The organism is Sphingomonas sp. Leaf231 (genome assembly GCF_001421995.1).
Lineage (GTDB): Bacteria > Pseudomonadota > Alphaproteobacteria > Sphingomonadales > Sphingomonadaceae > Sphingomonas.
This window is the reverse complement of record NZ_LMLS01000002.1, coordinates 678,996-701,541: the sequence shown is the minus strand read 5'-3', so window position 1 is coordinate 701,541 and position 22,546 is coordinate 678,996. Positions and strand designations below refer to the sequence as shown.

Genomic DNA, 22,546 nt, shown 5'->3' with positions numbered 1-22,546 from the left:
GAAGCGACCTATGAAACTGCTCAAGCTCGTCCCCGACGACACCAATATCGATTTCGTACGCCTGCGCGGCTGGGCGTTCGGCTTGACGCTGCTGCTCAGCGTGCTTGCCGTCGGGCTGACGTTCTACAAGGGCCTGAACTTCGGCGTCGATTTCGAAGGCGGCCTGATGATCGAGGAGCGGTTCGCGCAGGAACCCGATCTCGGCCGCGTGCGCGAGGTCGTCGATGCGCAAGGCGTCGGCGAGGCGGCACTCCAGCCGTTCGGCGACAAGCGCAACATCACCATTCGCCTGCCGGTTCAGCAGGGCGGCGATGAAGGGGCGACCAACACCGCGGTCCGCAAGGTCGAGGGCGCGCTGGCCAAGGCGTTCCCCGGCACTGAATTCCGTCGCTACTCGACCGTGTCGGGCAAGGTCTCGGGCGAATTGATCCGCAACGGTATCCTCGCCGTGGTGCTGGCCGTGCTCGGCATCGGCCTGTTCGCGATCTTCCGGTTCGAATGGCAATTCGGCGTGTCGACGATCGTGGCGATCGTGCACGACTTGCTGATGACGCTCGGCTTCTTCGCGCTGACCCAGTTCGAGTTCGACCTGAACATCGTCGCTGCTGTGCTGACCATCATCGGCTATTCGATCAACGACAAGATCGTCATCGACGATCGCATCCGCGAGAACATGCGCCGCTATCGCAAGATGGAAATGCGCGAGATCATCAACCTGTCGGTCAACGAGACGCTGCCGCGCACCGTTATGACCTCGCTGACGATCCTGCTTGCGCTCGGCGCGCTGCTGTTCCTCGGCGGACACGTGCTGCGCGGCTTCACTGCCGCAATGACGCTGGGCATCATCGTCGGGACCTATTCGTCGATCTACGTGTCGTCCTCGCTGCTCATCACCCTTGGCCTGCGCGCAGAGCCCGAGAGCGAGAAGCCGGTGCGCAGCACCATCGACAATGCCGAGCGCGTCGGACCGCGCTCCTGACCCGTTGGGAAGCGACGCGATGAGGATAGATCGGGAGCGCGACGCCGCTGGTCCGCTGGTGCGAGGCTTCGGCCCGACCGGTTTCAAGGTCGACGCCGCCGACGGCACGATGGGCATCTATCCCGCGCTGCTGCTGACCGCGACGCGCGCCGACGGCTGGACGCCTCCCCTGCTGGAGGCGCTCGACGAGACCGCCCTGGCACCACTGCTGCACGAGCCGATCGAGTTCGTTCTGCTCGGCACCGGAGCCACGCTGCGACGGCCGCCCCGCGCATTGGTGACGGCACTGGAGGCACGCCAGATCGGGATCGAGCCGATGGACAGTCGTGCCGCCGCCCGCGCCTGGGGCGTGTTACGCGCCGAGGGACGTCCGATCGTGGCCGCGCTCTACCCGCTCGAAAGCTGAGCGCCGCACTCCCGCGCCGCGCCAACACCTACTCGTCGCGGACCAGCCGCCCTTCGCGCGCCTTGAAGTAGAATTGGCTCGCCACCAGCCAGCCCTTGATCGGGCGTAGCGGCAACACCGTGCTGATCAGCAGCACTGGCACGCTGACCAGCCCGTGCACCCACCACGGCGGGCTGGCGAGGATCTGCAGCATCAGCGTGAAGACGACGCCCGGGAGGCACGCGAACAATTGCACGAAGACCGCAGGGCCATCGGCCGGATCGGCGTAGGAATAGTCGAGCCCGCATACCGGACAATGATCGCGGATGGTCAGGAAGCCGCGGAACAGTGGCCCCTGCCCGCATCGTGGACAGCGCCCGCGCACCCCGGTGCCCAGTGGCGACAGCCGCGGCCAGGCGTGGCCAGTGGCGTCGGTCAGGCGAGGATCGGGCGCGTCGGTCATCATCTATGCTTGCGCTCTTCGCTGATCGATTGCCACGATATACGTCACTCGACCACGTTGGTGACATCGACATAGTCGAGCGATTGCGTCGTCACCCAGCCGAACTCGTAATTGGCGACGAACAGCGCGAACAAGGCCGTCGCGACGATCGTGGTGCGAACGAGCACCTTGCGTAGCGAAAATTCGTGCGGGGCGCTCTCGGCGCTGCCGGGAAAATGCGCCTCGCCCGCTTCGGCGGACGTGCGCACCCCGAACGGCAGCACCAGAAAGACCGAGAAGGCCCAGAACAGAATGTAGATCGCCAGCAGCGAGGTCCACCGCATCGTCAGCGCGCTCCGCGCACGACGATACGATCATGGTGCGGGCCGGCGATCGGCATCACGTCCCGCTCAGACCTGCACGATCACGACATCGACGATCGGCTTCTTGCCGGTCCACCGCGTCGCCACCTTGCGCACCGCCATCCGCACGTCCTCGCGCAGCCGCTCGCGGTCACGCGGGCGGCCCGCCATCGCCTCCGCCGCCGCCTCGGCCGCCTCGATCAGGAACGGATCACGCTCGTCCTCGACCGGTACGCCCTGCACGCGCACTTCCGGCGTTCCACCGGCGCGACCGTTGCGGTCGACCGCGATACCCACCGACACCTGCCCGTGGATGGCGATACGGCGGCGCTCGTTGATCGTGCTGCCATCGGCGGGCAGGATCACGTCGCCGTCCAGCACCAGTCGCCCGACCGGCACGTTGCCGATCTTCTTCGGCGCGCCCGGCGCCAGCCGCACCAGATCGCCGTCGCTCTGCACCAGTGCGTTCGGGATACCCTGCGACAGGCCGTATCGGGCGTGCTCCATCATGTGCCGCATCTCGCCGTGCACGGGTACCAGCGACGTCGGCTTGATCCAGCCGTACATCTGCGCCAGTTCCGGCCGACCGGGGTGCCCGGAAACATGCACATGCGCCTGCTTCTCGGTCACCATCTCGACGCCCTTTGCGGCAAGCTGGTTCTGGATGCGCCCGATCGCGACCTCGTTGCCGGGGATCTGCTTGGACGAGAAGATCACCATATCGCCCATGTCGAGCGCCACCGGGTGGCTGCCCGCGGCGATCCGTGCCAGCGCGGCGCGCTCCTCGCCCTGCCCGCCCGTTGCGACGATCAGCACCTTGTTGCGCGGCAGGCGCATCGCGGCGTCGACGTCGATCGTCTGCGGGAAGTCCTTGAGATAGCCGGTCGCCTTCGCCACGCGGATGATCCGGTCCAGCGAACGCCCGGTGACGCACAGCCGCCGGCCGGTCTCCTCCGCGACCTTGCCGAGCGTATGGAGGCGCGCGGCGTTGGACGCGAAGGTGGTCACCACCACGCGACCCCGCGCACGCGCGACGCTTTCGGCGAGGCCGATGCGGACGCTGGCTTCGCTGCCCGATGCCTCGCTGTTGAAGACGTTGGTCGAGTCGCACACCAGCACGTCGATGCCCTCGGCACCGATCTCGGCCAGTTCCTCCGGCGAGGACGGCTGTCCGATCACCGGCGTGGGATCGAGCTTCCAGTCGCCGGTGTGGAACACCTTGCCTGCCGGTGTCGCGATCACCAGCGCATTGGCTTCGGGGATCGAGTGCGACAGCGGCACGACCTCGACCTCGAACGGGCCGACCTTGAACGACTTGCGCGCCTGCACCAGCCGGATCTTGACGCGGTCCTCGATCCGCTCCTCTTCCAGCTTGCCACGCACTAGCCCGGCGGTGAACGGCGTCGCGTAGATCGGCACGCCGAGGTCCTCGGCAAGGTACGGCAGCGCGCCGATGTGATCCTCGTGCCCATGGGTCAGGACGATTCCGACCAGATCATCGATCCGCTCCTCAATGAAGCGCAGATCCGGCAGGATCACGTCGATCCCCGGGTAATGCGCGTCGGCAAAGGTCACGCCGCAATCGACCATCAGCCACTTGCCGGCATGGCCGTACAGCGTGACGTTCATACCGATTTCGCCCGACCCGCCCAGCGCGCAGAAAAGTAGCTCGTTATTCTTCGGTGTCATTCTAATCCTTCAAGCACCGGCATCGCCGCCTGGCCGCGCAATCTGCGACAGGCATGGGGAAACGAATGCGCGCGCCGGCGTGGCGTTCATCCGTTGATATGGGCGCGTTCATACATGATCGCCAGTCCCTGGATCGTCAGGTCAGGTTCGATCGCGTCGAAGGCGTCGGTATGTCGTTCGAACAATGTGGCGAGCCCGCCGGTGGCGATGACCTTGACCGGACGGCCGATCTCGCGCCGCATGCGCACCACCAGCCCTTCGATCATCGCGATATAGCCCCAGTAGATGCCGATATTCATCTGGTCGACCGTGTTGCGGCCGATGACGCTGTCGTTGGCAGGCGCCTCGATCGCGATCCGCGGCAGCTTGGCGGCGGCCATCACCAGCGCATCGAGCGACAGGTTGATGCCGGGCGCGATGATCCCGCCCTTGTACGCGCCGTCGAAATCCGAATGGTCGAACGTGGTCGCCGTGCCGAAATCGACCACGATCAGGTCACCCGCATGCAGCGCGTGCGCCGCGATCGTGTTCACCGCGCGGTCCGCACCAAGGCTGCGTGGCTCGTCGACGTCGACGGGCAATTGCCATTCCACCGGTTCGCGACCCGCCACCAACGCCTGGGTGCGGAAATATTTGGAGGCCAGCACCTCAAGATTGTGGAGCGCGCGCGGCACGACTGTGGCCACGATCACCGCGCCGACATCGTCGCGTGTGTATCCTTCCAGCGCCAACAACTGGCTGAGCCACACCGCATATTCGTCAGCGGTGCGGCGTGGATCGGTGGCGATGCGCCATCGCGCCCGTATCTCCCGCGTGGTCGGTTCGACCAGAGCGAAGACGATATTGGTGTTGCCGGCGTCGACGGCGAGCAGCATCTCCCCTCCCCTCACACCAGAAACACGTCGCCGGCATGGATGACACGCCGCGTGCCATCGGCCAACCCCAGCAGCAACGCCCCGCCGTCATCAAGGCCGAGAAATCGTCCCCGGACGCTCAGCCCGTCCGGAAGGCGCACGTCGAGCACCGTACCTTGCGGATGGGCGCGCTCCGCCCAGCGCGACGCGACCGGTGCGATACCACCCGAGCGCCACCGCGCCAGCCACGCCGCGAACCGATCGGCAAGATCGTCGAGTAAAGTCGCGGCGTCGACGATCGCGCCCGCGGCATGCAGGCTGGTGGTTGCGCGATCATCCAGCGCCGGATGGTCCACGACGTTGACGCCGATCCCGATGACCACATGCGCGCCCGCTCGTTCCAGCAGGATGCCGGATAGCTTCGCGCCATCGAGCAGCAGGTCGTTCGGCCACTTCAGCCGCAGCCACGTCGCGTCGGGCAGAACCGCGCCGACCGCCTCCTCCAGCGCCACCGCCGCCACCAGCGCCAGCCCCGGGGCGAGCGGATCGTGCGGCGACACCTCCACGATCGTGCTGGCGTACAGATTGCCCCACGGCGACTGCCACGCCCGTCCCTGACGGCCACGTCCGGCTGTCTGCTGTTCGGCACGAAGCCAGACGCCTTCCCCGACCTCGCTGTTGCCGGCCAGGGCCAGCAGGTCCACGTTGGTCGAACCGGTCGCCGGTACCGTTAGGATGCGTGCCAGCGCCGGTGCCTCAGAAAAGGCTGCCCGCGGCGGCGAGCGTCCACGCCGACAACGCTGGAATCGCCAGATAACCGAGCGGCGAGACGATGACCGCCGCGACCGCGATCACTCCACCTTCCAGCCTGTCGCCGGGACCGAACGCCGCGGCCGGTTCGTCGAAGTACATCGTCTTGACCAGCCGGAGATAATAATAGGCCCCGATCACGCTGAACACCACGCCGACCACCGCCAGCGGGAACAAGCCCGCCTCGACCGCGGCATAGAACACCGCGAACTTGGCGTAGAAGCCGAACAGCGGCGGAAGGCCCGCGAGCGATAACATGAACGTCGCCAACGCCGCGGCCAGGGCCGGCCGCGTCCGCGACAGTCCCGCAAGGCTGTCAATCGTCTCGACCGGCTGCCCGTCCGCGTCGCGCATCTGCAGCACGACCGCGAAGCTGCCCACCGTCATGACGACGTAGATCGCCATGTAGCTGAGCACCGAGGCCACACCCTCGGGCGTGCCGGCCGCCAGACCGATCAGCGCGAAGCCGACGTTGTTGATCGACGAATAAGCGAGCAGGCGCTTGATGTTCTGCTGTCCGATCGCGGCGACCGCGCCCAGCAGGATCGACGCCAGCGCCGCGAATATCACGATCTGCCGCCATTGCCCCTCCGCCGGGCCCATCGCCTCGATCGCGACGCGCACGCCCAGCGCAATGCCGGCTACCTTCGGCGCGGACGCGAAGAACGCCGTCACCGGCGTCGGTGCACCTTCGTACACATCCGGGGTCCACATGTGGAACGGCACCGCGGAAATCTTGAACGCGATCCCCGCAAACACGAACACCAGCCCGAACAGCAGACCCAGCGATCGCGCATCGCCGGTCAGCGGCGTCGAGGCGAACGCACCTGCAACCTCGTCGAACAGCGTCGATCCGGTGAAGCCATAAACCAGGCTGATCCCGTACAACAGGATACCGCTCGCCAGCGCGCCCAGCACGAAATACTTCAGGCCGGCCTCGGCCGATCGGGCATCCTGTCGCATGAAGCTCGCCAGCACATAGCTCGACAGGCTGAGCAATTCGAGACCGACATACAGCGTCAGCATGTCGGCGGCCGACACCATCATCCCCATGCCACAGGCGGACAGCAGGATCAGCACCGGATATTCCGGGCGCAGATCCGCGCCCACGGTCCGGCGGAAGAAGTCGGGTGCGATCATGATCGCGATCGCCGACGCCACGTAGATCAGCACCTTGGCAAACGCGGCGAACGCATCGGCGCGGTACAGGCCGTAGAACGCACTGCCCCCGCTGGACGCCGGGCCGGTCAACGCGATCATCGCGCCGGCCAGCACCGCGACCCCGGCCCATGACACCGCTTTGGTCGATGACGGGCCGCCCCAGGCCGACACCAGCATCAGCGCGATCGCGCCGACTGCCAGCACCAGCTCGGGCAGGGTCATCGCGAGGTTGGCGGCGTAATCCATCAGTGCGCGCTCCCATGCGCTGTCGCTGCATGCGTCGTTGTTTCGGCATGGGCCGCCGGGACGATCCCGGTGCCCTTCGTCGGAAGCGAGTCACCAGCCGGGCGAGCGCGGTCGATACGGGCCAGCAGGATCTGCGTGTCCTTGCGCATCGGCGCCAGGAAACTTTCCGGATAGATACCCATCCACAGCACCGCCGCGGCGATCGGGACCAGCAGCCACAATTCGCGCGGGGTCAGATCGGACATCGCGCGAACCTCTTCCGACTTGATCTCGCCGAACACCACCCGGCGATAAAGGTACAGCATGTACGCCGCGCCCAGGATGATCCCCGTGGTGCACACCAGCGCGATCGTGGTGGAAACCTGATACGTTCCCATCAGGCTCAGCAATTCGCCGACGAAGTTGCTGGTGCCCGGCAAGCCGACCGACGCCATCGTGAACAGCAGGAACAGGATCGCATAGCGCGGCATGTTGTTCGCCAGCCCGCCATAACGGCTGATCTCACGCGTGTGCAGCCGGTCGTAGATCACGCCGACGCATAGGAACAGCGCACCGGATACGAGGCCGTGACCCAGCATCACCATCATCGCGCCCTCGATCCCCTGGGCGTTGAAGGCGAACAGGCCGATCGTGACGATCGCCATGTGCGCCACCGATGAATAGGCGATCAGCTTCTTCATGTCGGACTGCACCAGCGCGACGAGGCTGGTGTAGACCACCGCCACCGCGCTCAGGCCGAAGACCAGCCAGACGAGGCTGGCGGACGCTTCCGGAAACATCGGCAGGCTGAAGCGCAGGAAGCCATAACCACCCAGCTTCAGCAAAACGCCGGCCAGGATGACCGACCCGGCGGTCGGTGCCTGCACGTGCGCATCGGGCAGCCAGGTGTGGACCGGCCACATCGGCATCTTGACCGCGAACGAAGCGAAGAACGCCAGCCACAGCCATGTCTGCACATCGGCCGGGAAGTCGTAGTTCAGCAGCACCGGGATGCTGGTCGTGCCGGCGGTGATGCTCATGTAGAGCATCGCGATGAACATCAGCAGCGAGCCGAGCAGGGTGTACAGGAAGAACTTGTACGACGCGTAGATACGATTCGCCCCGCCCCAGATACCGATGATCAGGAACATCGGAATCAGGCCGGCTTCGAAGAAGATGTAGAAGAGGAACAGATCCTGCGCTGCGAACGTGCCGATCATCAGCACTTCGGTGAACAGGAAGGCCGACATATACTCGGGCACGCGCTTCTGCACCGCCTGCCAGCTGGCACCGATGCAGATCGGCATCAGGAACACCGACAGCACGATCAGCAGCAACGCGTAACCGTCGATACCCAGCGCCCAGCCGAACCGGCCGAACAGCGGTGCATACTCGACGAACTGCCATTGCGCGCCCCCGACGTCATAGCTGGTCCACAGCACGACGCCGAGCGCGAGATCTAGCAACGTGGCGACCAGCGCGGTCATCCGCGCGGCCGATGGAGAGAGGAACAGGCACGCGACGGCGGCGATCGCAGGGATCGCGAGCATCAACGAAAGGATCGGGAACGACATTTTCCTTCTCCCCCGCTCAGCCAGCGATCGCCCACGTGACCGCGGCGGTAAGCCCGATCAGCATGACGAAAGCATAGGTATAGACATATCCGGTCTGGAGGCGGACGGCGACGCGGCTTCCCACCTGCACCAGCCACGCCGAGCCGTTCGGCCCGAAGCGGTCGATGGTCCCCTCGTCGCCACGGTGCCACAGCAGGCGGCCGATCGCGAAAGCGGGTCGGACGAACAGAAAGTGGTACAGTTCATCGAAATACCACTTCCGCAACAGGAACCTGTACAGCGGCTGGAACGTGTCCGCGAACTTCGCAGGCGCATCCGGCGACCGGATGTAGGTCATGTACGCGATCAGCAACCCGGTCAGCATCGCGATCGTCGCGGACAGCTGCACCGGCAGTGGCACTTCGTGCATGGCATGCATCAGATGCTCGTTGAAGAACAACGCGCCCTTCCAGAATGCTCCGGCGCTCTCCGGCTCGATGAACCAGCGATGGAACACGAACCCGGCGGCCACGGCGCCGACCGACAGCACGATCAACGGGATCAGCATGGCCAACGGGCTTTCGTGCGGATGATACCCGCCGGTGCCCCTGGGCATCTCGTTGAAGCCACGCGATTCGACGTGCGGCGCATGGCCGGCATCCTCGGCCGCGGGCGTCGGGTGATGCGCATCGTCATGGTCATGCACAGCGTCATGGCGGTGACTGTCTTCATGGCCGTGACCGTGCGCGTCGTGCAGCGCGTGCTGGATATGCTCGGAAGCGGCCCAGCGCGGCTCACCCCAGAAGGTGAGGAACATCAGCCGCCATGAATAGAAGCTCGTCAGCAGCGCCGCGAACACCCCGACCATCGACGCGACGGGCGCGCCGCCGGCCCAGGCCACTTCGATGATCGCATCCTTCGAGTGATAGCCTGCGAACCCACCGATACCGTAGATACCGACGCCGGTGATCGCCAGCGTACCCAGCAGCATGCCCCAGAAGGTGATCGGGATCGCCTTACGCAGACCACCGTAGAAGCGCATGTCCTGTTCGTGGTGCATCGCATGGATCACCGAACCGGCGCCCAAGAACAGCAACGCCTTGAAGAAGGCGTGCGTGAACAGGTGGAACATCGCCGCGCCATAGGCACCGACGCCGGCTGCGAAGAACATGTAACCGAGCTGCGAGCAGGTCGAATAGGCGATCACGCGCTTGATATCGGTCTGCGTCGTCCCGACGGTGGCTGCGAACAGACAGGTCGCCGCGCCAATGAAGGTGACGAAGCCCATCGCGGTCGGCGACATCTCGAACATCGGCGACAGGCGGCACACCATGAACACGCCCGCGGTTACCATCGTCGCGGCGTGGATCAACGCCGACACCGGGGTCGGGCCTTCCATCGCGTCGGGCAACCACGTGTGCAGCCCAAGCTGCGCGGACTTGCCCATCGCGCCGACGAACAGCAGCAGACACAACACGGTCATCGTGTCGGCGCGGAACCACAGGAAACCGATCGTCGAGCCGCCCATCGACGGTGCCGAAGCGAGGATCGCCGGGATGGAGACGGTATCGAACACCAGATACGTGCCGAAGATGCCGAGCATGAAGCCCAGATCGCCGACGCGATTGACGACGAACGCCTTCATCGCCGCCGCATTGGCCGACGGCTTGCGGAACCAGAAACCGATCAGCAGATAGCTGGCGAGACCGACGCCTTCCCAGCCGAAGAACATCTGGATCAGATTGTCGGCGGTCACCAGCATCAGCATCGCGAAGGTGAACAGCGACAGATAGGCGAAGAAGCGCGGCTGATCCGGATCCTCGCTCATATAGCCCCAGCTATAGAGATGGACGAGCGCCGAGACGCTGGTGATGACGACCAGCATGACCGCCGTCAGTGCATCGACGCGCAGCGCCCAGGACACGTCGAACGTGCCCGACGTCATGAAGTGCAGCACCGGTGTGACGGTCGCCTCGCTGGTGCCGGCAAGGAAGCCGATGAACACCGGCCACGACAGCGCGCACGACACGAACAGCGCGCCGGTCGTCAGTGCCTTGGGCAGCGTCTCGCCGAACGACTTGTTGGCGAAACCGGCGATGATCGCCGCGAGCAGCGGCAGGAAAACGATGAAGAGGATCGAGTGCACCGGTACTTATCCCTTCATCCGGCTGGGGTCGTCGACCGAGATCGACCCACGGCCGCGGAAGAAGATGACGAGGATCGCCAGCCCGATCGCCGCCTCGCCGGCAGCGACGGTCAGCACGAACATCGCAAAGACCTGTCCGACCAGATCCTGCAACGCCGCGGAGAAGGCGACGAGGTTGATGTTCACCGCCAGCAGGATCAACTCGATGGCCATCAGGATGACGATGATGTTCTTGCGGTTGAGGAAGATCCCCAGCACGCCCATCGTAAACAGCAGCGCCGCCACGACGAGGTAATGGACGAGGCCGACGCCTCCGGACATCGCCGCGTTCACAGCTGAACCCCTTGCCCGATCTCCGGCCGCACGTTGCGTGTCGCGTCCTGCGGACGGCGCGCATTCTGGCGCGAGATGTTCTGATACCGCGAACCCGAACGCTCACGGTGGGTCAGCACGATCGCACCGATCATCGCCACCAGCAGGACCAGGCCAGCGCCCTCGAAGATGAACAGGTAACGCGTGTAGAGCAGGTTACCGATCTGAACGATGTTCGGCACGACATGGTCGGTGGGTGCCGCGCGACGCGCGAGGTCGATCCCGCCGGCGCTCCACGCCCCCACGCCGATGAGGATCTCGGCGACGAGTGCGACGGCCAGCACCAGGCCAATCCCGAAATAGCGCACGAAGCCGGCACGCAATTCGGTGAAGTCGATGTCGAGCATCATGACCACGAACAGGAACAGCACCGCGACCGCGCCGACATAGACGATCACCAGCAGCATCGCGATGAACTCGGCGCCGACCAGCACCATCAGTCCGGCCGCGTTGAAGAAGGCGAGGATGAGCCACAGCACCGAATGGACCGGGTTGCGCGACGAGATCGTCATCGCACCGGAAACCAGCACGATGGCGGCGAACAGATAAAAGGCGATGGCCTGGATCATAGCGCCTTCCCCGCACGCATGCGCCCGCGGAGCACGCTGAAATGAACCGTCAAAATCATGTCGACCCCTGATGTCACGCGAGCGCCTACCGGTACGGCGCGTCGGCGGCAAGGTTCGCGGCGATCGCGCGTTCCCACCGGTCGCCGTTGTCGAGCAACTTGGCCTTGTCGTAGATCAGTTCCTCGCGCGTTTCGGTCGCGAAATCGAGGTTCGGGCCTTCCACGACCGCGTCCACCGGGCACGCCTCCTGACACAGGCCGCAATAGATGCACTTGGTCATGTCGATGTCGTAGCGCGTCGTGCGGCGGCTGCCGTCATCACGCGGTTCGGCCTCGATCGTGATCGCCTGCGCCGGGCACACCGCCTCGCACAGCTTGCACGCGATGCAGCGTTCCTCGCCGTTGGGATAGCGGCGCAGGGCGTGCTCGCCACGGAATCGCGGACTCAGCGGATTCTTCTCGTACGGATAGTTGATCGTCGCCTTGGCCTTGAAAAAATACTTCAAGGTCAGCGCATGCGCCTTCACGAACTCGTAGAGTGTGAACGCCTTGATCGTTTGCGCGATACCCATCTTACACTCCCACGCGCATGAACATCAGCACGCCCGATACCAGGAACACCCAGAACAGCGATAGCGGCAGAAAGATCTTCCAGCCCAGCCGCATCAGCTGGTCGTAACGGTAACGCGGCACCGTCGCCTTGATCCACGAGAAGACGAAGAAGAAGAACAGAATCTTGGCGAACAGCCAGATAATCCCCGGCACGACGTACAGTGGCGCCCAGTCGAACGGCGGCAGATACCCACCCCAGAACAACGTGGCGTTCAGCGTGCACATCAGCAGCACGTTGGCATATTCACCAAGCCAGTAGAGCGCGAAGGCCATCGACGAATATTCGGTCTGATACCCCGCGACCAGTTCGCTTTCCGCCTCGGTCAGGTCGAACGGCGCACGCTGCGTCTCGGCCAGCGACGAGATCAGGAACACCACGCTCATCGGGAACAACAGCGGGTTGAACCCGAAGCCGTTGATGAAGCCGTACAAGCCCTTCTGCGCCTCGACGATCGTCCCCAGATTGAACGACTGCGCCCACAGCACCACCGAGATCAGCACGAAGCCGATCGCGACTTCGTAGCTCACCATCTGCGCCGCAGCCCGGATGGCCGAGAAGAACGGGTATTTCGAGTTGGACGACCAGCCTGCCAGGATGATCCCGTACACGCCAAGCGACGACGCCGCGAGCACGTAGAGAAGTCCGACGTTGATGTTCGCCAGCACGACGCCGGGCTGGAACGGCACCACCGCCCAGACGATCAACGCGACCGTGAACGTGATGATCGGCGCGAGCAGAAACAGCCCGCGGTTCGCGGCCGATGGAACGATGGTTTCCTGCAGGAACACCTTTAATCCGTCCGCAAACGACTGCAGCAACCCGAACGGGCCGACGACGTTCGGCCCGCGCCGCAGCGCCATGGCCGCCCAGATCTTGCGATCGGCGTAGATGATCATCGCCACCGACAACATCAGCGGCAACGCGATCAGCAGGATGCCCGCGATCGTCGCCAGGAACCACGCCCAGTCGAACGAAAGGCCGACGGTATGTTGAAAGAAGTCGGTCACTCCGCCGCCTCCGCAAAGCTTTCGCCATGCACCAGTTCCGCCGAACAACGCTGCATCGTCGGCGACGCCCGGCAAATGGCGTTGGTCAGGTAGAAGTCCTTGATTGGATAGCCTTCCAGCACACCCTGCGCGGCAGTGCCCGGCGCGGGCGAGGTCCACGCGAAGGTGCGCAGACCCTGCGTGGCCAGATCGGGGCAATCGAGCGCCATCGCCGCGCGCAGCGCGTCGAGCGTGTCGAACGGCAGCGTGCGACCCAGTCGCTCGCTCAATGCCCGGAAGACCGTCCAGTCCTCACGCGCATCGCCCGGCGGGAACACCGCCCGCTCGCCACGCTGCACGCGCCCTTCCAGATTGACCCACGTCCCCGATTTCTCGGCATAGCTGGCACCCGGCAGGATCACGTCGGCGTGATGCGCGCCGCGATCGCCGTGATGACCCACATAGACCTTGAAACCGCTGAAACGCGCATGATCGCACTCGTCAGCGCCAAGGAAGAAGGTGAGCTTCGCATCGTACAGCGCGGAAATACCCGCCTTTTGCGCATAGCCGAGCATCAACCCGCCCATTCGGCTCGCCGCCATGTGGACGACGTTGAAGCCGTTCCACCCGTCCTTCACCAACCCCAGCGTATCGACCAGACCCAGCGCCGCGCCATGCGCCCCCTTCAGGGCTGCACCGCCGACGATCACCATCGGCTTGGCCGCCTTGCCAAACAACTCGTTCACCCGCTCGGGCAGGTTCCCGAGCACGCTCAGGTCGGCGCCGAGCCACTCGACCTTGTAGGTCAGCTCGGTTTCCGGTCCGATTGCGAAGACCTTGGCCCCCTTCTTGATCGCCTTGCGGATGCGCGTGTTCACCAGCGGCGCTTCCCAGCGCAGGTTCGTGCCGATCAGCAGGATCGCGTCCGCCTCTTCGGTGCGCGCGATCGTTGTATTGTAATTCACCGCCGCAAGGCTGGACGTATCATAGTCCATGCCGGTCTGCCGTCCTTCGAGCAGCGACGAGCCGAGCGAGGCGAGCATCGCCTTGGCCGCGAACATCGTCTCGCAATCGACCAGATCGCCCGCGACCGCCGCGATCGAGCCGCCGTGATCCACCGCCGCGATCGCCGCGAACGCCTCGTCCCAGCTTACGGCGTGCAGCTTGCCATCGCGCCGCACATACGGGCGGTCGAGCCGCTTGCGCACCAGACCATCGACCGCATGGCGCGTCTTGTCGCTCGCCCATTCCTCATTCACGTCGTCGTTGACGCGCGGCACGCAACGCAGCACCTGGCGACCGCGGCTGTCGAGGCGAATGTTGGTGCCCACCGCATCCATGACGTCGATGGTCAGCGTCTTGCGAAGCTCCCACGGACGCGCCTCGAACGCGTATGGCTTGCTGGTCAGCGCGCCCACCGGGCACAGATCGACCACGTTGCCGGACAATTCGCTGGTGACCGCTTCCTCCAGATAGGAGGTGATCTGCATGTTCTCGCCGCGATAGATCGCGCCGATTTCCTCGACCCCCGCGACTTCCTCGGCGAACCGGATGCAGCGCGTGCACTGGATGCAGCGGGTCATGACCGTCTTCACGATCGGCCCCATGTACTTCTCGGTCACCGCGCGCTTGTTCTCGTCGAACCGCGAATGGCCGCGACCGTAAGCGACCGACTGGTCCTGCAAGTCGCACTCGCCGCCCTGATCGCAGATCGGGCAATCGAGCGGGTGATTGATGAGCAGGAATTCCATGATGCCCTCGCGGGCATGCTTCACCATCGGCGTGTTGGTGAAGATTTCCTGGTTCTCCGCCGCCGGCAGCGCGCAGCTCGCCTGCGGCTTCGGCGGGCCGGGCTTCACCTCGACGAGGCACATCCGGCAATTGCCGGCGATGCTCAGTCGCTCGTGATAGCAGAAGCGTGGGATCTCCTTGCCGGCCAGCTCGCATGCCTGCAGCACGGTGGCACCCTGCGGCACCTCGATCTCGACTCCGTCGACTTTGACCTTGGGCATTATTCGGCAGCTTCCTGCATGGGGGCGAGGTCACCCCCCCGTTCCTTGATGCGACGTTCCAGCTCGGGCCGGAAATGCTTGATCAGGCCCTGGATCGGCCACGCTGCGGCGTCGCCCAGCGCGCATATCGAGTGACCCTCGACCTGTTTGGTCACCTGCTGCAGCATGTCGATCTCGCCGATTTCGGCGTCGCCGGTCCGCAACCGCTCCATCATCCGCCACATCCACCCGGTGCCCTCCCGGCACGGGGTGCACTGGCCGCAACTCTCGTGCTTGTAGAAGTACGAAAGCCGGCTGATCGCGCGCACGACGTCGGTCGACTTGTCCATGACGATCACCGCCGCGGTGCCGAGCCCGGAGCCGACCGCCTTCAATCCGTCGAAGTCCATCGGCGCGTCGATGATGTCCTTGGCGGGCACCAGCGGCACCGACGAACCACCCGGGATCACGCAGAGCAGATTGTCCCAGCCGCCACGGATACCGCCGCAATGCTTCTCGATCAGTTCGCGGAACGGGATGCTCATCGCTTCCTCGACCACGCAGGGCGTGTTCACGTGCCCCGAGATCTGGAAGAGCTTGGTCCCGCGATTGTTTTCCGCACCGAAGCCGGAGAACCACGCGGCACCGCGCCGCAGGATCGTCGGCGCGACTGCGATCGATTCGACATTGTTGACCGTCGTCGGGCAGCCATACAACCCCGCCCCGGCGGGGAACGGCGGTTTAAGGCGCGGCTGGCCCTTCTTGCCCTCGAGGCTTTCGAGCATCGCGGTCTCTTCGCCGCAGATGTACGCACCCGCGCCGCGATGAACGAACACGTCGAAGTCATAGCCGGAGCCGCAGGCGTTCTTGCCGACCAGCCCCTTGTCGTATGCCTCGGCGACCGCCGCGAACAGCGTTTCGGCCTCGCGGATATACTCACCGCGAATATAGATATACGCCGCCCGCGCCCGCATCGCGAACCCCGCGACCAGCGCGCCTTCGATCAGCTTGTGCGGATCGTGGCGGATGATCTCGCGGTCCTTGCACGATCCCGGCTCGGACTCGTCGGCGTTGATGACCAGGAAGTTCGGCCGGTCCGGCTTGGGTTCCTTGGGCATGAACGACCATTTCGTGCCGGTCGGAAATCCCGCCCCGCCGCGCCCGCGCAATCCCGATGCCTTGACGACGTCGATGATCTTGTCCTGCCCGAGTTCGAGCAGCGCCTTGGTATTGTCCCAATCGCCACGCGCCATCGCGGCGTCCAGTCGCCACGATTGATAACCGTACACGTTGGTGAAGATCCGGTCGCGATCGTGCAGGCTCATGCTCCAACCTCCTGCGTCGCATCGCCCCATTCGGACCGGTAATCGTGATTGTCGGTCACCATCGCGGTCAGCGAGGTCGGTCCGCCCTTCGGCTCGACGGTGTGACGCCCCGGCTCCTGCGTGCCCGGCCGCAGCGTGCCGCCGCTGGCCAGCGCATCGATGATCGCGATCGTCCGATCGTAATCCAGGTCCTCGTAATTGTCGTCGTTGATCTGCACCATCGGCGCCGACGCGCAATTGCCCATGCACTCGACCTCGGTCAGCGTGAACAGGCCATCGGGCGTGGTGCGCCCCTTGATGAGGCCCTTGTTCTTGCACGCCGCCAGCACGTCGTCCGACCCGCGCAACATGCACGGGGTGGTGCCGCACACCTGCACGTGGAACCGGCCGACGGGTGCCAGATTGAACATCGTGTAGAAGGTCGCCACCTCGTACACGCGCATGTACGGCACGCCGATTTCGCGTGCGACGAACTCGATCACCGGAACAGGCAGCCAGCCCTGCGTCTGCGTCTCCGCGCCGACCTGCCGCTGCGCCAGGTCGAGCAGCGGGATCGATGCGGATTGCTCGCGCCCGGCGGGGTAACGCGACAGGATCGCGTCCCGCTTCGCCTTGCTGTCGTCGCTCCACTGGAACGCGCTCCAGCGTGCGCGGACTTCCGCTTCGTCGGGGATTACGGGTGCGTCAGCCATCAGCGGTCACATTCGCCAAAAACGATATCCATCGCGCCCAAGATGGCGGTGGTGTCCGCCAGCATGTGGCCGCGGCTCATGAAATCCATCGCCTGCAGGTGCGAGAAAGCGGTGGGACGGATCTTGCAGCGGTACGGTTTGTTGCTGCCGTCACTGACCAGATAGACGCCGAATTCGCCCTTCGGGCTCTCGGTCGCGACATACACTTCGCCCGCCGGAACGTGATAGCCCTCGGTATACAGCTTGAAGTGATGGATCAGCGCCTCCATCGATCGCTTCATCTCGCCGCGCTTCGGCGGCACGACCTTGCGATCGAGCGACGCGATCGGCCCTTCCGGCATATCGCGCAGGCACTGCTTCATGATCCGCGCCGATTGGCGAACCTCCTCCACGCGCACCATGAACCGATCGTAACAATCGCCACGCGTTCCGACCGGCACGTCGAAGTCCATCTTCGCGTAAACGTCATATGGCTGCGACTTGCGCAAATCCCATGGCACGCCGGCGGCGCGGATCATCGGGCCGGAGAAGCCCCAGGCGATCGCATCCTCGCGGCTGACCGTCGCAATATCGACGTTGCGCTGCTTGAAGATGCGGTTGTCGGCCACCAGACTGATCGCATCTTCGAACAACCGCGGCAATCGCGTGTCGAGCCATTCCGCCAGATCGGCGAGCAGCTTGACCGGCAGATCCTGGTGCACGCCCCCGACGCGGAAGTAATTGGCGTGCATGCGCGCGCCCGAAATCCGCTCGTAAAAACCCATACAGTCTTCGCGAATCTCGAACAGCCACAGGTTCGGCGTCATCGCGCCGACGTCCATGATGTGCGAACCCAGATTCAGCATGTGGTTCTTGATACGCGTCAGCTCCGCGCACAGCACGCGAATGTACTGCGCACGCAACGGCACTTCGAGATCGAGCAGCTTTTCTGCCGCCAGCACGAACGTATGCTCCATGCACATCGGCGAACAATAATCGAGCCGGTCGAAATACGGCAGCGCCTGCGCGTAGGTCTTGTATTCGATCAGCTTCTCGGTGCCGCGGTGCAACAGGCCGACGTGCGGGTCGATCCGCTCGACGATCTCACCGTCCAGCTCCATGACCAGCCGCAGCACGCCATGCGCGGCCGGATGCTGCGGACCGAAGTTGATCGTGTAATTCTGGATCGCGACGTCGCCCTCGTTCGGGTGCGAGGCGTCGGTGGCATGGACGATCTTCTCGATCGCCGGATCGACCTCGCGGTCGACCGCCTGATCCTTCTGGACGAGCGTGTCGGTCATTGATTCTGCCCTCGGTCCTTCGTCGGCACGACGTCGGGGTCGGCCGGTTTCGGCTCGGCATCGGCTTCGGGACGCCCGGCACCGGTCTGCGTGGTGCTGGTCGTGTCCTTCTTAGCGTAGGGCTGGCTCGGTGCCGGCGCATCGCGCTTCGGCGTTTCGCCGGTTCCGGCCTTCTGCACCTCGGTCGCGGTGGCCGGTGTCGGCGCGCCCTTCGCCTCGGGCAGCTTCGCCTTCTCGTCGCCGGGCAGCACGTATTCCGCGCCCTCCCATGGACTGGTGAAGTCGAAAGTGCGGAAATCCTGCGCCAGCTTCACCGGCTCGTACACGACCCGCTTCAACTCCTCGGAGTAGCGCATCTCGACGAAGCCACTCAGCGGGAAGTCCTTGCGGAACGGATGGCCGCGGAAGCCATAATCCGTGAGGATGCGGCGCAGATCGCGGTTGCCTGCGAACAGCACGCCGAACATGTCGTACACCTCGCGCTCCAGCCAGCCGGCGACCGGCCACAGCCCCGTCACGGACGGCACGGGCGTGTCCTCGGTCGCGCCGACATGGACGTGGAGACGATGGTTGCGCGTCAGCGACAACAGGCAATACACCACCTCGAAGCGCTCGACGCGCTCCGGGTAGTCGACGCCGGCGATCTCCATCAACTGCTGGTATTCCAGCCCCGGCGTGTCGCGCAGCGCGGTCAGCGCCGGCACCAACGCGTCGCAAGAAACATGCAGCTGCACCTCGCCCGCCACCACGAACGCATCGAGCAAGGCCGCGCCGATCGCGCCGCGTGCCGCATCGATCGTGGCGTCGTTCAGCGTCGCGGCAAATGCAGGAGCAGGCGCCCTCACCGTTCGATGCTCCCCGAACGGCGGATCTTCCGCTGCAACTGCATCACGCCGTACAGCAACGCCTCCGCGGTCGGCGGGCAGCCCGGAACGTAGATGTCGACCGGAACGACACGATCGCAGCCGCGCACGACGCTGTAGCTATAATGGTAATAGCCGCCGCCATTGGCGCACGACCCCATCGAGATGACGTACTTCGGCTCCGACATCTGGTCATAGACCTTGCGCAGCGCCGGTGCCATTTTGTTGCAGAGCGTACCCGCGACGATCATCACGTCCGACTGGCGCGGCGACGCACGCGGCGCGGCGCCGAACCGCTCCATGTCGTAACGCGGCATGTTGACGTGGATCATCTCCACTGCGCAGCACGCCAGCCCGAACGTCATCCACCACAGCGAGCCGGTACGCGCCCACTGGAACAGGTCTTCGGTTGACGTGACCAGGAAGCCCTTGTCGGTCAATTCACCGTTCAGGCTGTCGAAGAATCCCTGATCGGGCGCCAATACGCCGCCCGCCGGTTCCGGATTGTTGACGAGCCCGATCGGCCCGGAGTGTGCTTCTACTCCCACTCCAGCGCTCCCTTCTTCCATGCATAGACGAGGCCGAGCGCCAGTTCGGCGATGAAGATCATCATCGAGATCCAGGCGGTCCAGCCCAGCGTGAAAACGCTGACTGCCCAAGGATATAGGAACGCCGCTTCCAAATCGAAGATGATGAACAGGATCGCCACGAGATAAAATCGCACATCGAATTGCGATCGGCTGTCCTCGAACGCGGGGAACCCGCATTCATATTCGGACAGCTTCTCGGGCGACGGCTTGGCCGCGCCGGTCAGCTTGGCCACTGCCATCGGCAGGAAGACGAACGCGCTCGACAAGGCGAGCGCCACCCCCAGGAACAGGAGGATCGGTAGGTATTGCGACAGATCGACCACTATGTCTCTCTCGCCTCTCTCGCAGCTGCGAACGGAACGGGCACGCTCTAGACCCCCGCCCCCGGAGGGGCAAGGCCGCGAGGCGGTGAGAATGAATCGCAGCTGACTACCATGCGTTATCGCGTGGGCGGCGGCCCTGCCACTCCGCGATCCGTCGCCGAGTCGCCGGCGACGTAGCGGCCGGCAGCGCGCCGGGGTCGACGAAGATGGCTTCCGCCAGTTCACGCCGGTCGGGCACCGGTGTATCGTCGGTGCGCGCGGCGAACAGGAACACGGTGTCGGGCCGCCCCTCCGTTCGCGACTCGTGACGCGCGATCAACGTCAGCGCGTGCACCGTGCAGCCGGTCTCCTCGCGCAATTCGCGCGCCGCCGCCATCGTCGGCGCTTCGCCACGCCCGATCCCGCCGCCCGGCAGCATATAAAGGTCGCTGCGCCCGTAACGGTGGCGGACCAGCAGCACCCGTCCATCAGCATCGCTCACGATCAACTTTACGCCGCGCGTCGGCCATTTCAGCAGCGCCAGCATCCGGAGGCGTAAGCGATAGGCGAGCGGCAGGAGCGACGACAGCATCGCCGCTTTGCCTAGCCCATGCAGGCCCGACCCGCCATCGCGGCGGCACGCGGACCTTGCGCGCCGTCGCGCCAGCCGCGAAAGCGCACTGTCTATCGGGGGAATTGCATCATGTCCGTCATGTCCGACCGCTGGATTCGCGAGCACGCGCAGCGTGACGCGATGATCGAGCCGTTCGTCGAGTCGCAACGCCGCGACGGCTGCATCAGCTACGGCTTGTCCAGCTACGGCTATGACGCGCGCGTCGCGGACGAGTTCAAGATTTTCACCAACGTCGACAACGCGCTGGTCGACCCCAAGGACTTCGCCGCCAACAGCTTCGTCGATCGCAAGACCGACGTCTGCATCATCCCGCCCAACAGCTTCGCGCTGGCCCGCACGGTGGAATATTTCCGCGTCCCGCGCGACGTACTGGTGATCTGTCTCGGCAAGTCCACCTACGCTCGATGCGGCATCATCGTGAACGTCACGCCGCTTGAACCGGGATGGGAGGGCCATGTGACGCTCGAATTCTCGAACACCACCCCGCTGCCGGCCAAGATCTATGCCAACGAGGGAGCGTGCCAGTTCCTGTTCCTGAGCGGCAACGAGCCGTGCGAGACGAGCTATGCGGATCGCGCCGGCAAGTACATGGGGCAGCGTGGAGTGACGTTGCCGCGATTGTAAGAGGCGCGCCGTCGTCGTCTCGGCTCCTTCGCACGAGCCACTTGCGACTCCGGTCACCCGGCCAAGCGTCATGGAGGTGCGCGACCAGATCAGGCTCTCGACGTTGCGGCAACATCTCGTGCCCAGCTGGCCTGCCCCGCATCCGGCGGTTCGATGCAGGACGACTTCGGTTCGCGTCAGGTGCCGTAACGAACGGATCACACGGAACGCGACCATCGCTGTCACGCATGAGAAGTTTGGAAGAAGCCGCGGTCGGGACAAGCATCCCGCCGCGTAAAGGTAGTGCCCCAGGCGAAATGGCCGATCAGCCTGGCCCCTCGGGAGGGAGCAAGCACAGGGCCTCGTATGGCCTGACCATCGAGCCGAGCGGAGACGCTGGCAATATCCGGCGCGATCGCTTTGTCCGGCCGGTCGGCCAAAAGATCAGGTCGCCGTACTCACCGGCCACTCATACCGCCGGCGGAGTGCCGGCAACATGGGACATTTACGCCGGAATGTGGCCCACGTGCCGGCTTCGGTCGTCAACCTACGGTACGACGTCGCTCTCCACCACAGCCTCGTCGCCGAACCACGGGAGGGTCGGGGTGTCGCGAGGGCAACACAATGTGCCCCGCAGGCAACGCCTGATTAGCGGGTCGCCATCGTCGTCGTCAGCCGCGCCAGGCCTTTCTGCGCCAGCGTATGCGACGATTGAACGCTGCCATCCGCCAGATCCATGGCAACGGGATCGGCGCCCAGCACATCACCATATAGGGCACGGGCCTGCGCGTCACGGCCAGTCCGTGCGTAGATGGCCGCGAGATTGAGCATCAATTCAGGGCGCTCGGGGAAGATCGTCCGCTCGGCCTCGATCGTACGCTCCGCCTGGGTCAGGCTGCCAGCGGCAATCGCCTGATAGCCGACGCGATCCTTCGCACTCGCCGGCATCACTGACAAAGCTGCGACTAGCACGCCAGGGAACATGATGTTCTTGAGCATTTCACCCTCCTGTCTCGTACGCGCCCGACAAGCGCGTTACGTTTTTATGACATGAAGGTGTCACTTATTTGACAACCGCGCAAGCGGTTTCGGGGTACCACCGCCTGCCGCCGGCCCTCCGA

The 22,546-nt window shown here is 64.8% G+C and carries 24 protein-coding genes; 3 read left to right on the top strand and 21 right to left on the bottom strand.

Annotated features, from left to right (window positions below):
- The first annotated feature begins 10 nt into the window (after window positions 1-10).
- Entirely contained in the window at window positions 11-979 is a 969-nt protein-coding gene (secF, locus tag ASE95_RS09565; protein WP_056636137.1) for a protein translocase subunit SecF, read from the top strand.
- 19 nt (window positions 980-998) lie between these two features.
- A complete protein-coding gene (locus ASE95_RS09560; protein ID WP_056636134.1) occupies window positions 999-1,385 on the top strand; it encodes an Mth938-like domain-containing protein in 387 nt (128 codons plus the stop codon).
- Between the two features lie 28 nt (window positions 1,386-1,413).
- On the opposite strand, the gene ASE95_RS09555 is transcribed toward ASE95_RS09560, so the two are convergent.
- The 20 genes from ASE95_RS09555 to ASE95_RS09460 form a co-directional block, all read right to left on the bottom strand.
- A complete protein-coding gene (locus ASE95_RS09555; RefSeq protein WP_056636131.1) occupies window positions 1,414-1,827 on the bottom strand; it encodes a DUF983 domain-containing protein in 414 nt (137 codons plus the stop codon).
- A gap of 44 nt (window positions 1,828-1,871) precedes the next feature.
- Window positions 1,872-2,150, bottom strand: a complete 279-nt coding sequence (locus ASE95_RS09550; protein WP_056634972.1) for a DUF1467 family protein — start codon at window positions 2,148-2,150, stop codon at window positions 1,872-1,874.
- 66 nt (window positions 2,151-2,216) lie between these two features.
- Window positions 2,217-3,857, bottom strand: coding sequence for a ribonuclease J (locus ASE95_RS09545; RefSeq protein WP_056634970.1), 1,641 nt, complete (start codon window positions 3,855-3,857; stop codon window positions 2,217-2,219).
- 86 nt (window positions 3,858-3,943) lie between these two features.
- Window positions 3,944-4,732: a type III pantothenate kinase gene (locus ASE95_RS09540; protein WP_056634968.1), complete on the bottom strand. Its 789-nt coding sequence runs from the start codon at window positions 4,730-4,732 to the stop codon at window positions 3,944-3,946.
- Between the two features lie 11 nt (window positions 4,733-4,743).
- Window positions 4,744-5,448: a biotin--[acetyl-CoA-carboxylase] ligase gene (locus ASE95_RS09535; RefSeq protein WP_082450031.1), complete on the bottom strand. Its 705-nt coding sequence runs from the start codon at window positions 5,446-5,448 to the stop codon at window positions 4,744-4,746.
- A gap of 19 nt (window positions 5,449-5,467) precedes the next feature.
- Window positions 5,468-6,928 (bottom strand): NADH-quinone oxidoreductase subunit NuoN, encoded by a 1,461-nt coding sequence (nuoN, locus tag ASE95_RS09530; protein ID WP_056634966.1) that lies wholly within the window; start codon window positions 6,926-6,928, stop codon window positions 5,468-5,470.
- Window positions 6,928-8,481, bottom strand: a complete 1,554-nt coding sequence (locus tag ASE95_RS09525; protein WP_056634963.1) for an NADH-quinone oxidoreductase subunit M — start codon at window positions 8,479-8,481, stop codon at window positions 6,928-6,930. Before ASE95_RS09525 ends, nuoN begins: the two co-directional genes overlap by 1 nt.
- Before the next feature lie 16 nt (window positions 8,482-8,497).
- On the bottom strand, window positions 8,498-10,606 hold the full coding sequence (nuoL, locus tag ASE95_RS09520; protein WP_056634960.1) for an NADH-quinone oxidoreductase subunit L: 2,109 nt from the start codon (window positions 10,604-10,606) through the stop codon (window positions 8,498-8,500).
- 6 nt (window positions 10,607-10,612) lie between these two features.
- The gene (gene nuoK, locus ASE95_RS09515) at window positions 10,613-10,927 is read right to left on the bottom strand and encodes an NADH-quinone oxidoreductase subunit NuoK (protein WP_056636125.1); all 315 of its coding nucleotides are present in this window, start codon (window positions 10,925-10,927) and stop codon (window positions 10,613-10,615) included.
- A gap of 8 nt (window positions 10,928-10,935) precedes the next feature.
- Window positions 10,936-11,547, bottom strand: coding sequence for an NADH-quinone oxidoreductase subunit J (locus tag ASE95_RS09510; protein WP_056634958.1), 612 nt, complete (start codon window positions 11,545-11,547; stop codon window positions 10,936-10,938).
- Between the two features lie 85 nt (window positions 11,548-11,632).
- Window positions 11,633-12,118 carry an NADH-quinone oxidoreductase subunit NuoI gene (gene nuoI, locus ASE95_RS09505; RefSeq protein ID WP_056634953.1) on the bottom strand — a complete coding sequence of 162 codons (486 nt, stop codon included), beginning with the start codon at window positions 12,116-12,118 and terminating at the stop codon, window positions 11,633-11,635.
- 1 nt (window position 12,119) lies between these two features.
- Window positions 12,120-13,166: an NADH-quinone oxidoreductase subunit NuoH gene (gene nuoH / locus ASE95_RS09500; RefSeq protein ID WP_056634950.1), complete on the bottom strand. Its 1,047-nt coding sequence runs from the start codon at window positions 13,164-13,166 to the stop codon at window positions 12,120-12,122.
- Window positions 13,163-15,157, bottom strand: a complete 1,995-nt coding sequence (nuoG, locus tag ASE95_RS09495; RefSeq protein ID WP_056634946.1) for an NADH-quinone oxidoreductase subunit NuoG — start codon at window positions 15,155-15,157, stop codon at window positions 13,163-13,165. The genes nuoH and nuoG overlap by 4 nt, the downstream gene beginning before the upstream one ends.
- Entirely contained in the window at window positions 15,157-16,461 is a 1,305-nt protein-coding gene (nuoF, locus tag ASE95_RS09490; RefSeq protein ID WP_056634943.1) for an NADH-quinone oxidoreductase subunit NuoF, read from the bottom strand. The genes nuoG and nuoF overlap by 1 nt, the downstream gene beginning before the upstream one ends.
- A complete protein-coding gene (locus tag ASE95_RS09485; RefSeq protein WP_056634940.1) occupies window positions 16,458-17,153 on the bottom strand; it encodes a complex I 24 kDa subunit family protein in 696 nt (231 codons plus the stop codon). The genes nuoF and ASE95_RS09485 overlap by 4 nt, the downstream gene beginning before the upstream one ends.
- Window positions 17,153-18,433 (bottom strand): NADH-quinone oxidoreductase subunit D, encoded by a 1,281-nt coding sequence (locus tag ASE95_RS09480; RefSeq protein ID WP_056634936.1) that lies wholly within the window; start codon window positions 18,431-18,433, stop codon window positions 17,153-17,155. The genes ASE95_RS09485 and ASE95_RS09480 overlap by 1 nt, the downstream gene beginning before the upstream one ends.
- Window positions 18,430-19,278, bottom strand: a complete 849-nt coding sequence (locus ASE95_RS09475) for an NADH-quinone oxidoreductase subunit C (RefSeq protein WP_056634932.1) — start codon at window positions 19,276-19,278, stop codon at window positions 18,430-18,432. Before ASE95_RS09475 ends, ASE95_RS09480 begins: the two co-directional genes overlap by 4 nt.
- Window positions 19,275-19,844: a NuoB/complex I 20 kDa subunit family protein gene (locus ASE95_RS09470; RefSeq protein ID WP_443025450.1), complete on the bottom strand. Its 570-nt coding sequence runs from the start codon at window positions 19,842-19,844 to the stop codon at window positions 19,275-19,277. Before ASE95_RS09470 ends, ASE95_RS09475 begins: the two co-directional genes overlap by 4 nt.
- Window positions 19,835-20,209 carry an NADH-quinone oxidoreductase subunit A gene (gene ndhC / locus ASE95_RS09465; RefSeq protein ID WP_056634929.1) on the bottom strand — a complete coding sequence of 125 codons (375 nt, stop codon included), beginning with the start codon at window positions 20,207-20,209 and terminating at the stop codon, window positions 19,835-19,837. The genes ASE95_RS09470 and ndhC overlap by 10 nt, the downstream gene beginning before the upstream one ends.
- A gap of 106 nt (window positions 20,210-20,315) precedes the next feature.
- Window positions 20,316-20,780 carry an NUDIX domain-containing protein gene (locus ASE95_RS09460; RefSeq protein ID WP_235528255.1) on the bottom strand — a complete coding sequence of 155 codons (465 nt, stop codon included), beginning with the start codon at window positions 20,778-20,780 and terminating at the stop codon, window positions 20,316-20,318.
- 111 nt (window positions 20,781-20,891) lie between these two features.
- On the opposite strand from ASE95_RS09460, the gene dcd reads away from it, so the two are divergent.
- Window positions 20,892-21,446, top strand: a complete 555-nt coding sequence (gene dcd / locus ASE95_RS09455; RefSeq protein WP_056634928.1) for a dCTP deaminase — start codon at window positions 20,892-20,894, stop codon at window positions 21,444-21,446.
- Window positions 21,447-22,073: 627 nt separating this feature from the next.
- On the opposite strand, the gene ASE95_RS09450 is transcribed toward dcd, so the two are convergent.
- Window positions 22,074-22,424 (bottom strand): tetratricopeptide repeat protein, encoded by a 351-nt coding sequence (locus ASE95_RS09450; RefSeq protein ID WP_235528254.1) that lies wholly within the window; start codon window positions 22,422-22,424, stop codon window positions 22,074-22,076.
- Between the last annotated feature and the right edge of the window lie 122 nt (window positions 22,425-22,546).

Excerpts from the sequence above, each read along its gene's own strand:
- secF (WP_056636137.1), top strand. The coding sequence starts at position 11 with ATGAAACTGCTCAAGCTCGTCCCCGACGACACCAATATCGATTTCGTA.
- ASE95_RS09560 (WP_056636134.1), top strand. The coding sequence starts at position 999 with ATGAGGATAGATCGGGAGCGCGACGCCGCTGGTCCGCTGGTGCGAGGC.
- ASE95_RS09555 (WP_056636131.1), bottom strand. The coding sequence starts at position 1,827 with ATGACCGACGCGCCCGATCCTCGCCTGACCGACGCCACTGGCCACGCC.
- ASE95_RS09550 (WP_056634972.1), bottom strand. The coding sequence starts at position 2,150 with ATGCGGTGGACCTCGCTGCTGGCGATCTACATTCTGTTCTGGGCCTTC.
- ASE95_RS09545 (WP_056634970.1), bottom strand. The coding sequence starts at position 3,857 with ATGACACCGAAGAATAACGAGCTACTTTTCTGCGCGCTGGGCGGGTCG.
- ASE95_RS09540 (WP_056634968.1), bottom strand. The coding sequence starts at position 4,732 with ATGCTGCTCGCCGTCGACGCCGGCAACACCAATATCGTCTTCGCTCTG.
- nuoN (WP_056634966.1), bottom strand. The coding sequence starts at position 6,928 with ATGGATTACGCCGCCAACCTCGCGATGACCCTGCCCGAGCTGGTGCTG.
- ASE95_RS09525 (WP_056634963.1), bottom strand. The coding sequence starts at position 8,481 with ATGTCGTTCCCGATCCTTTCGTTGATGCTCGCGATCCCTGCGATCGCC.
- nuoK (WP_056636125.1), bottom strand. The coding sequence starts at position 10,927 with ATGTCCGGAGGCGTCGGCCTCGTCCATTACCTCGTCGTGGCGGCGCTG.
- ASE95_RS09510 (WP_056634958.1), bottom strand. The coding sequence starts at position 11,547 with ATGATCCAGGCCATCGCCTTTTATCTGTTCGCCGCCATCGTGCTGGTT.
- nuoI (WP_056634953.1), bottom strand. The coding sequence starts at position 12,118 with ATGGGTATCGCGCAAACGATCAAGGCGTTCACACTCTACGAGTTCGTG.
- nuoG (WP_056634946.1), bottom strand. The coding sequence starts at position 15,157 with ATGCCCAAGGTCAAAGTCGACGGAGTCGAGATCGAGGTGCCGCAGGGT.
- nuoF (WP_056634943.1), bottom strand. The coding sequence starts at position 16,461 with ATGAGCCTGCACGATCGCGACCGGATCTTCACCAACGTGTACGGTTAT.
- ASE95_RS09485 (WP_056634940.1), bottom strand. The coding sequence starts at position 17,153 with ATGGCTGACGCACCCGTAATCCCCGACGAAGCGGAAGTCCGCGCACGC.
- ASE95_RS09480 (WP_056634936.1), bottom strand. The coding sequence starts at position 18,433 with ATGACCGACACGCTCGTCCAGAAGGATCAGGCGGTCGACCGCGAGGTC.
- ASE95_RS09460 (WP_235528255.1), bottom strand. The coding sequence starts at position 20,780 with ATGCTGTCGTCGCTCCTGCCGCTCGCCTATCGCTTACGCCTCCGGATG.
- dcd (WP_056634928.1), top strand. The coding sequence starts at position 20,892 with ATGTCCGTCATGTCCGACCGCTGGATTCGCGAGCACGCGCAGCGTGAC.
- ASE95_RS09450 (WP_235528254.1), bottom strand. The coding sequence starts at position 22,424 with ATGCTCAAGAACATCATGTTCCCTGGCGTGCTAGTCGCAGCTTTGTCA.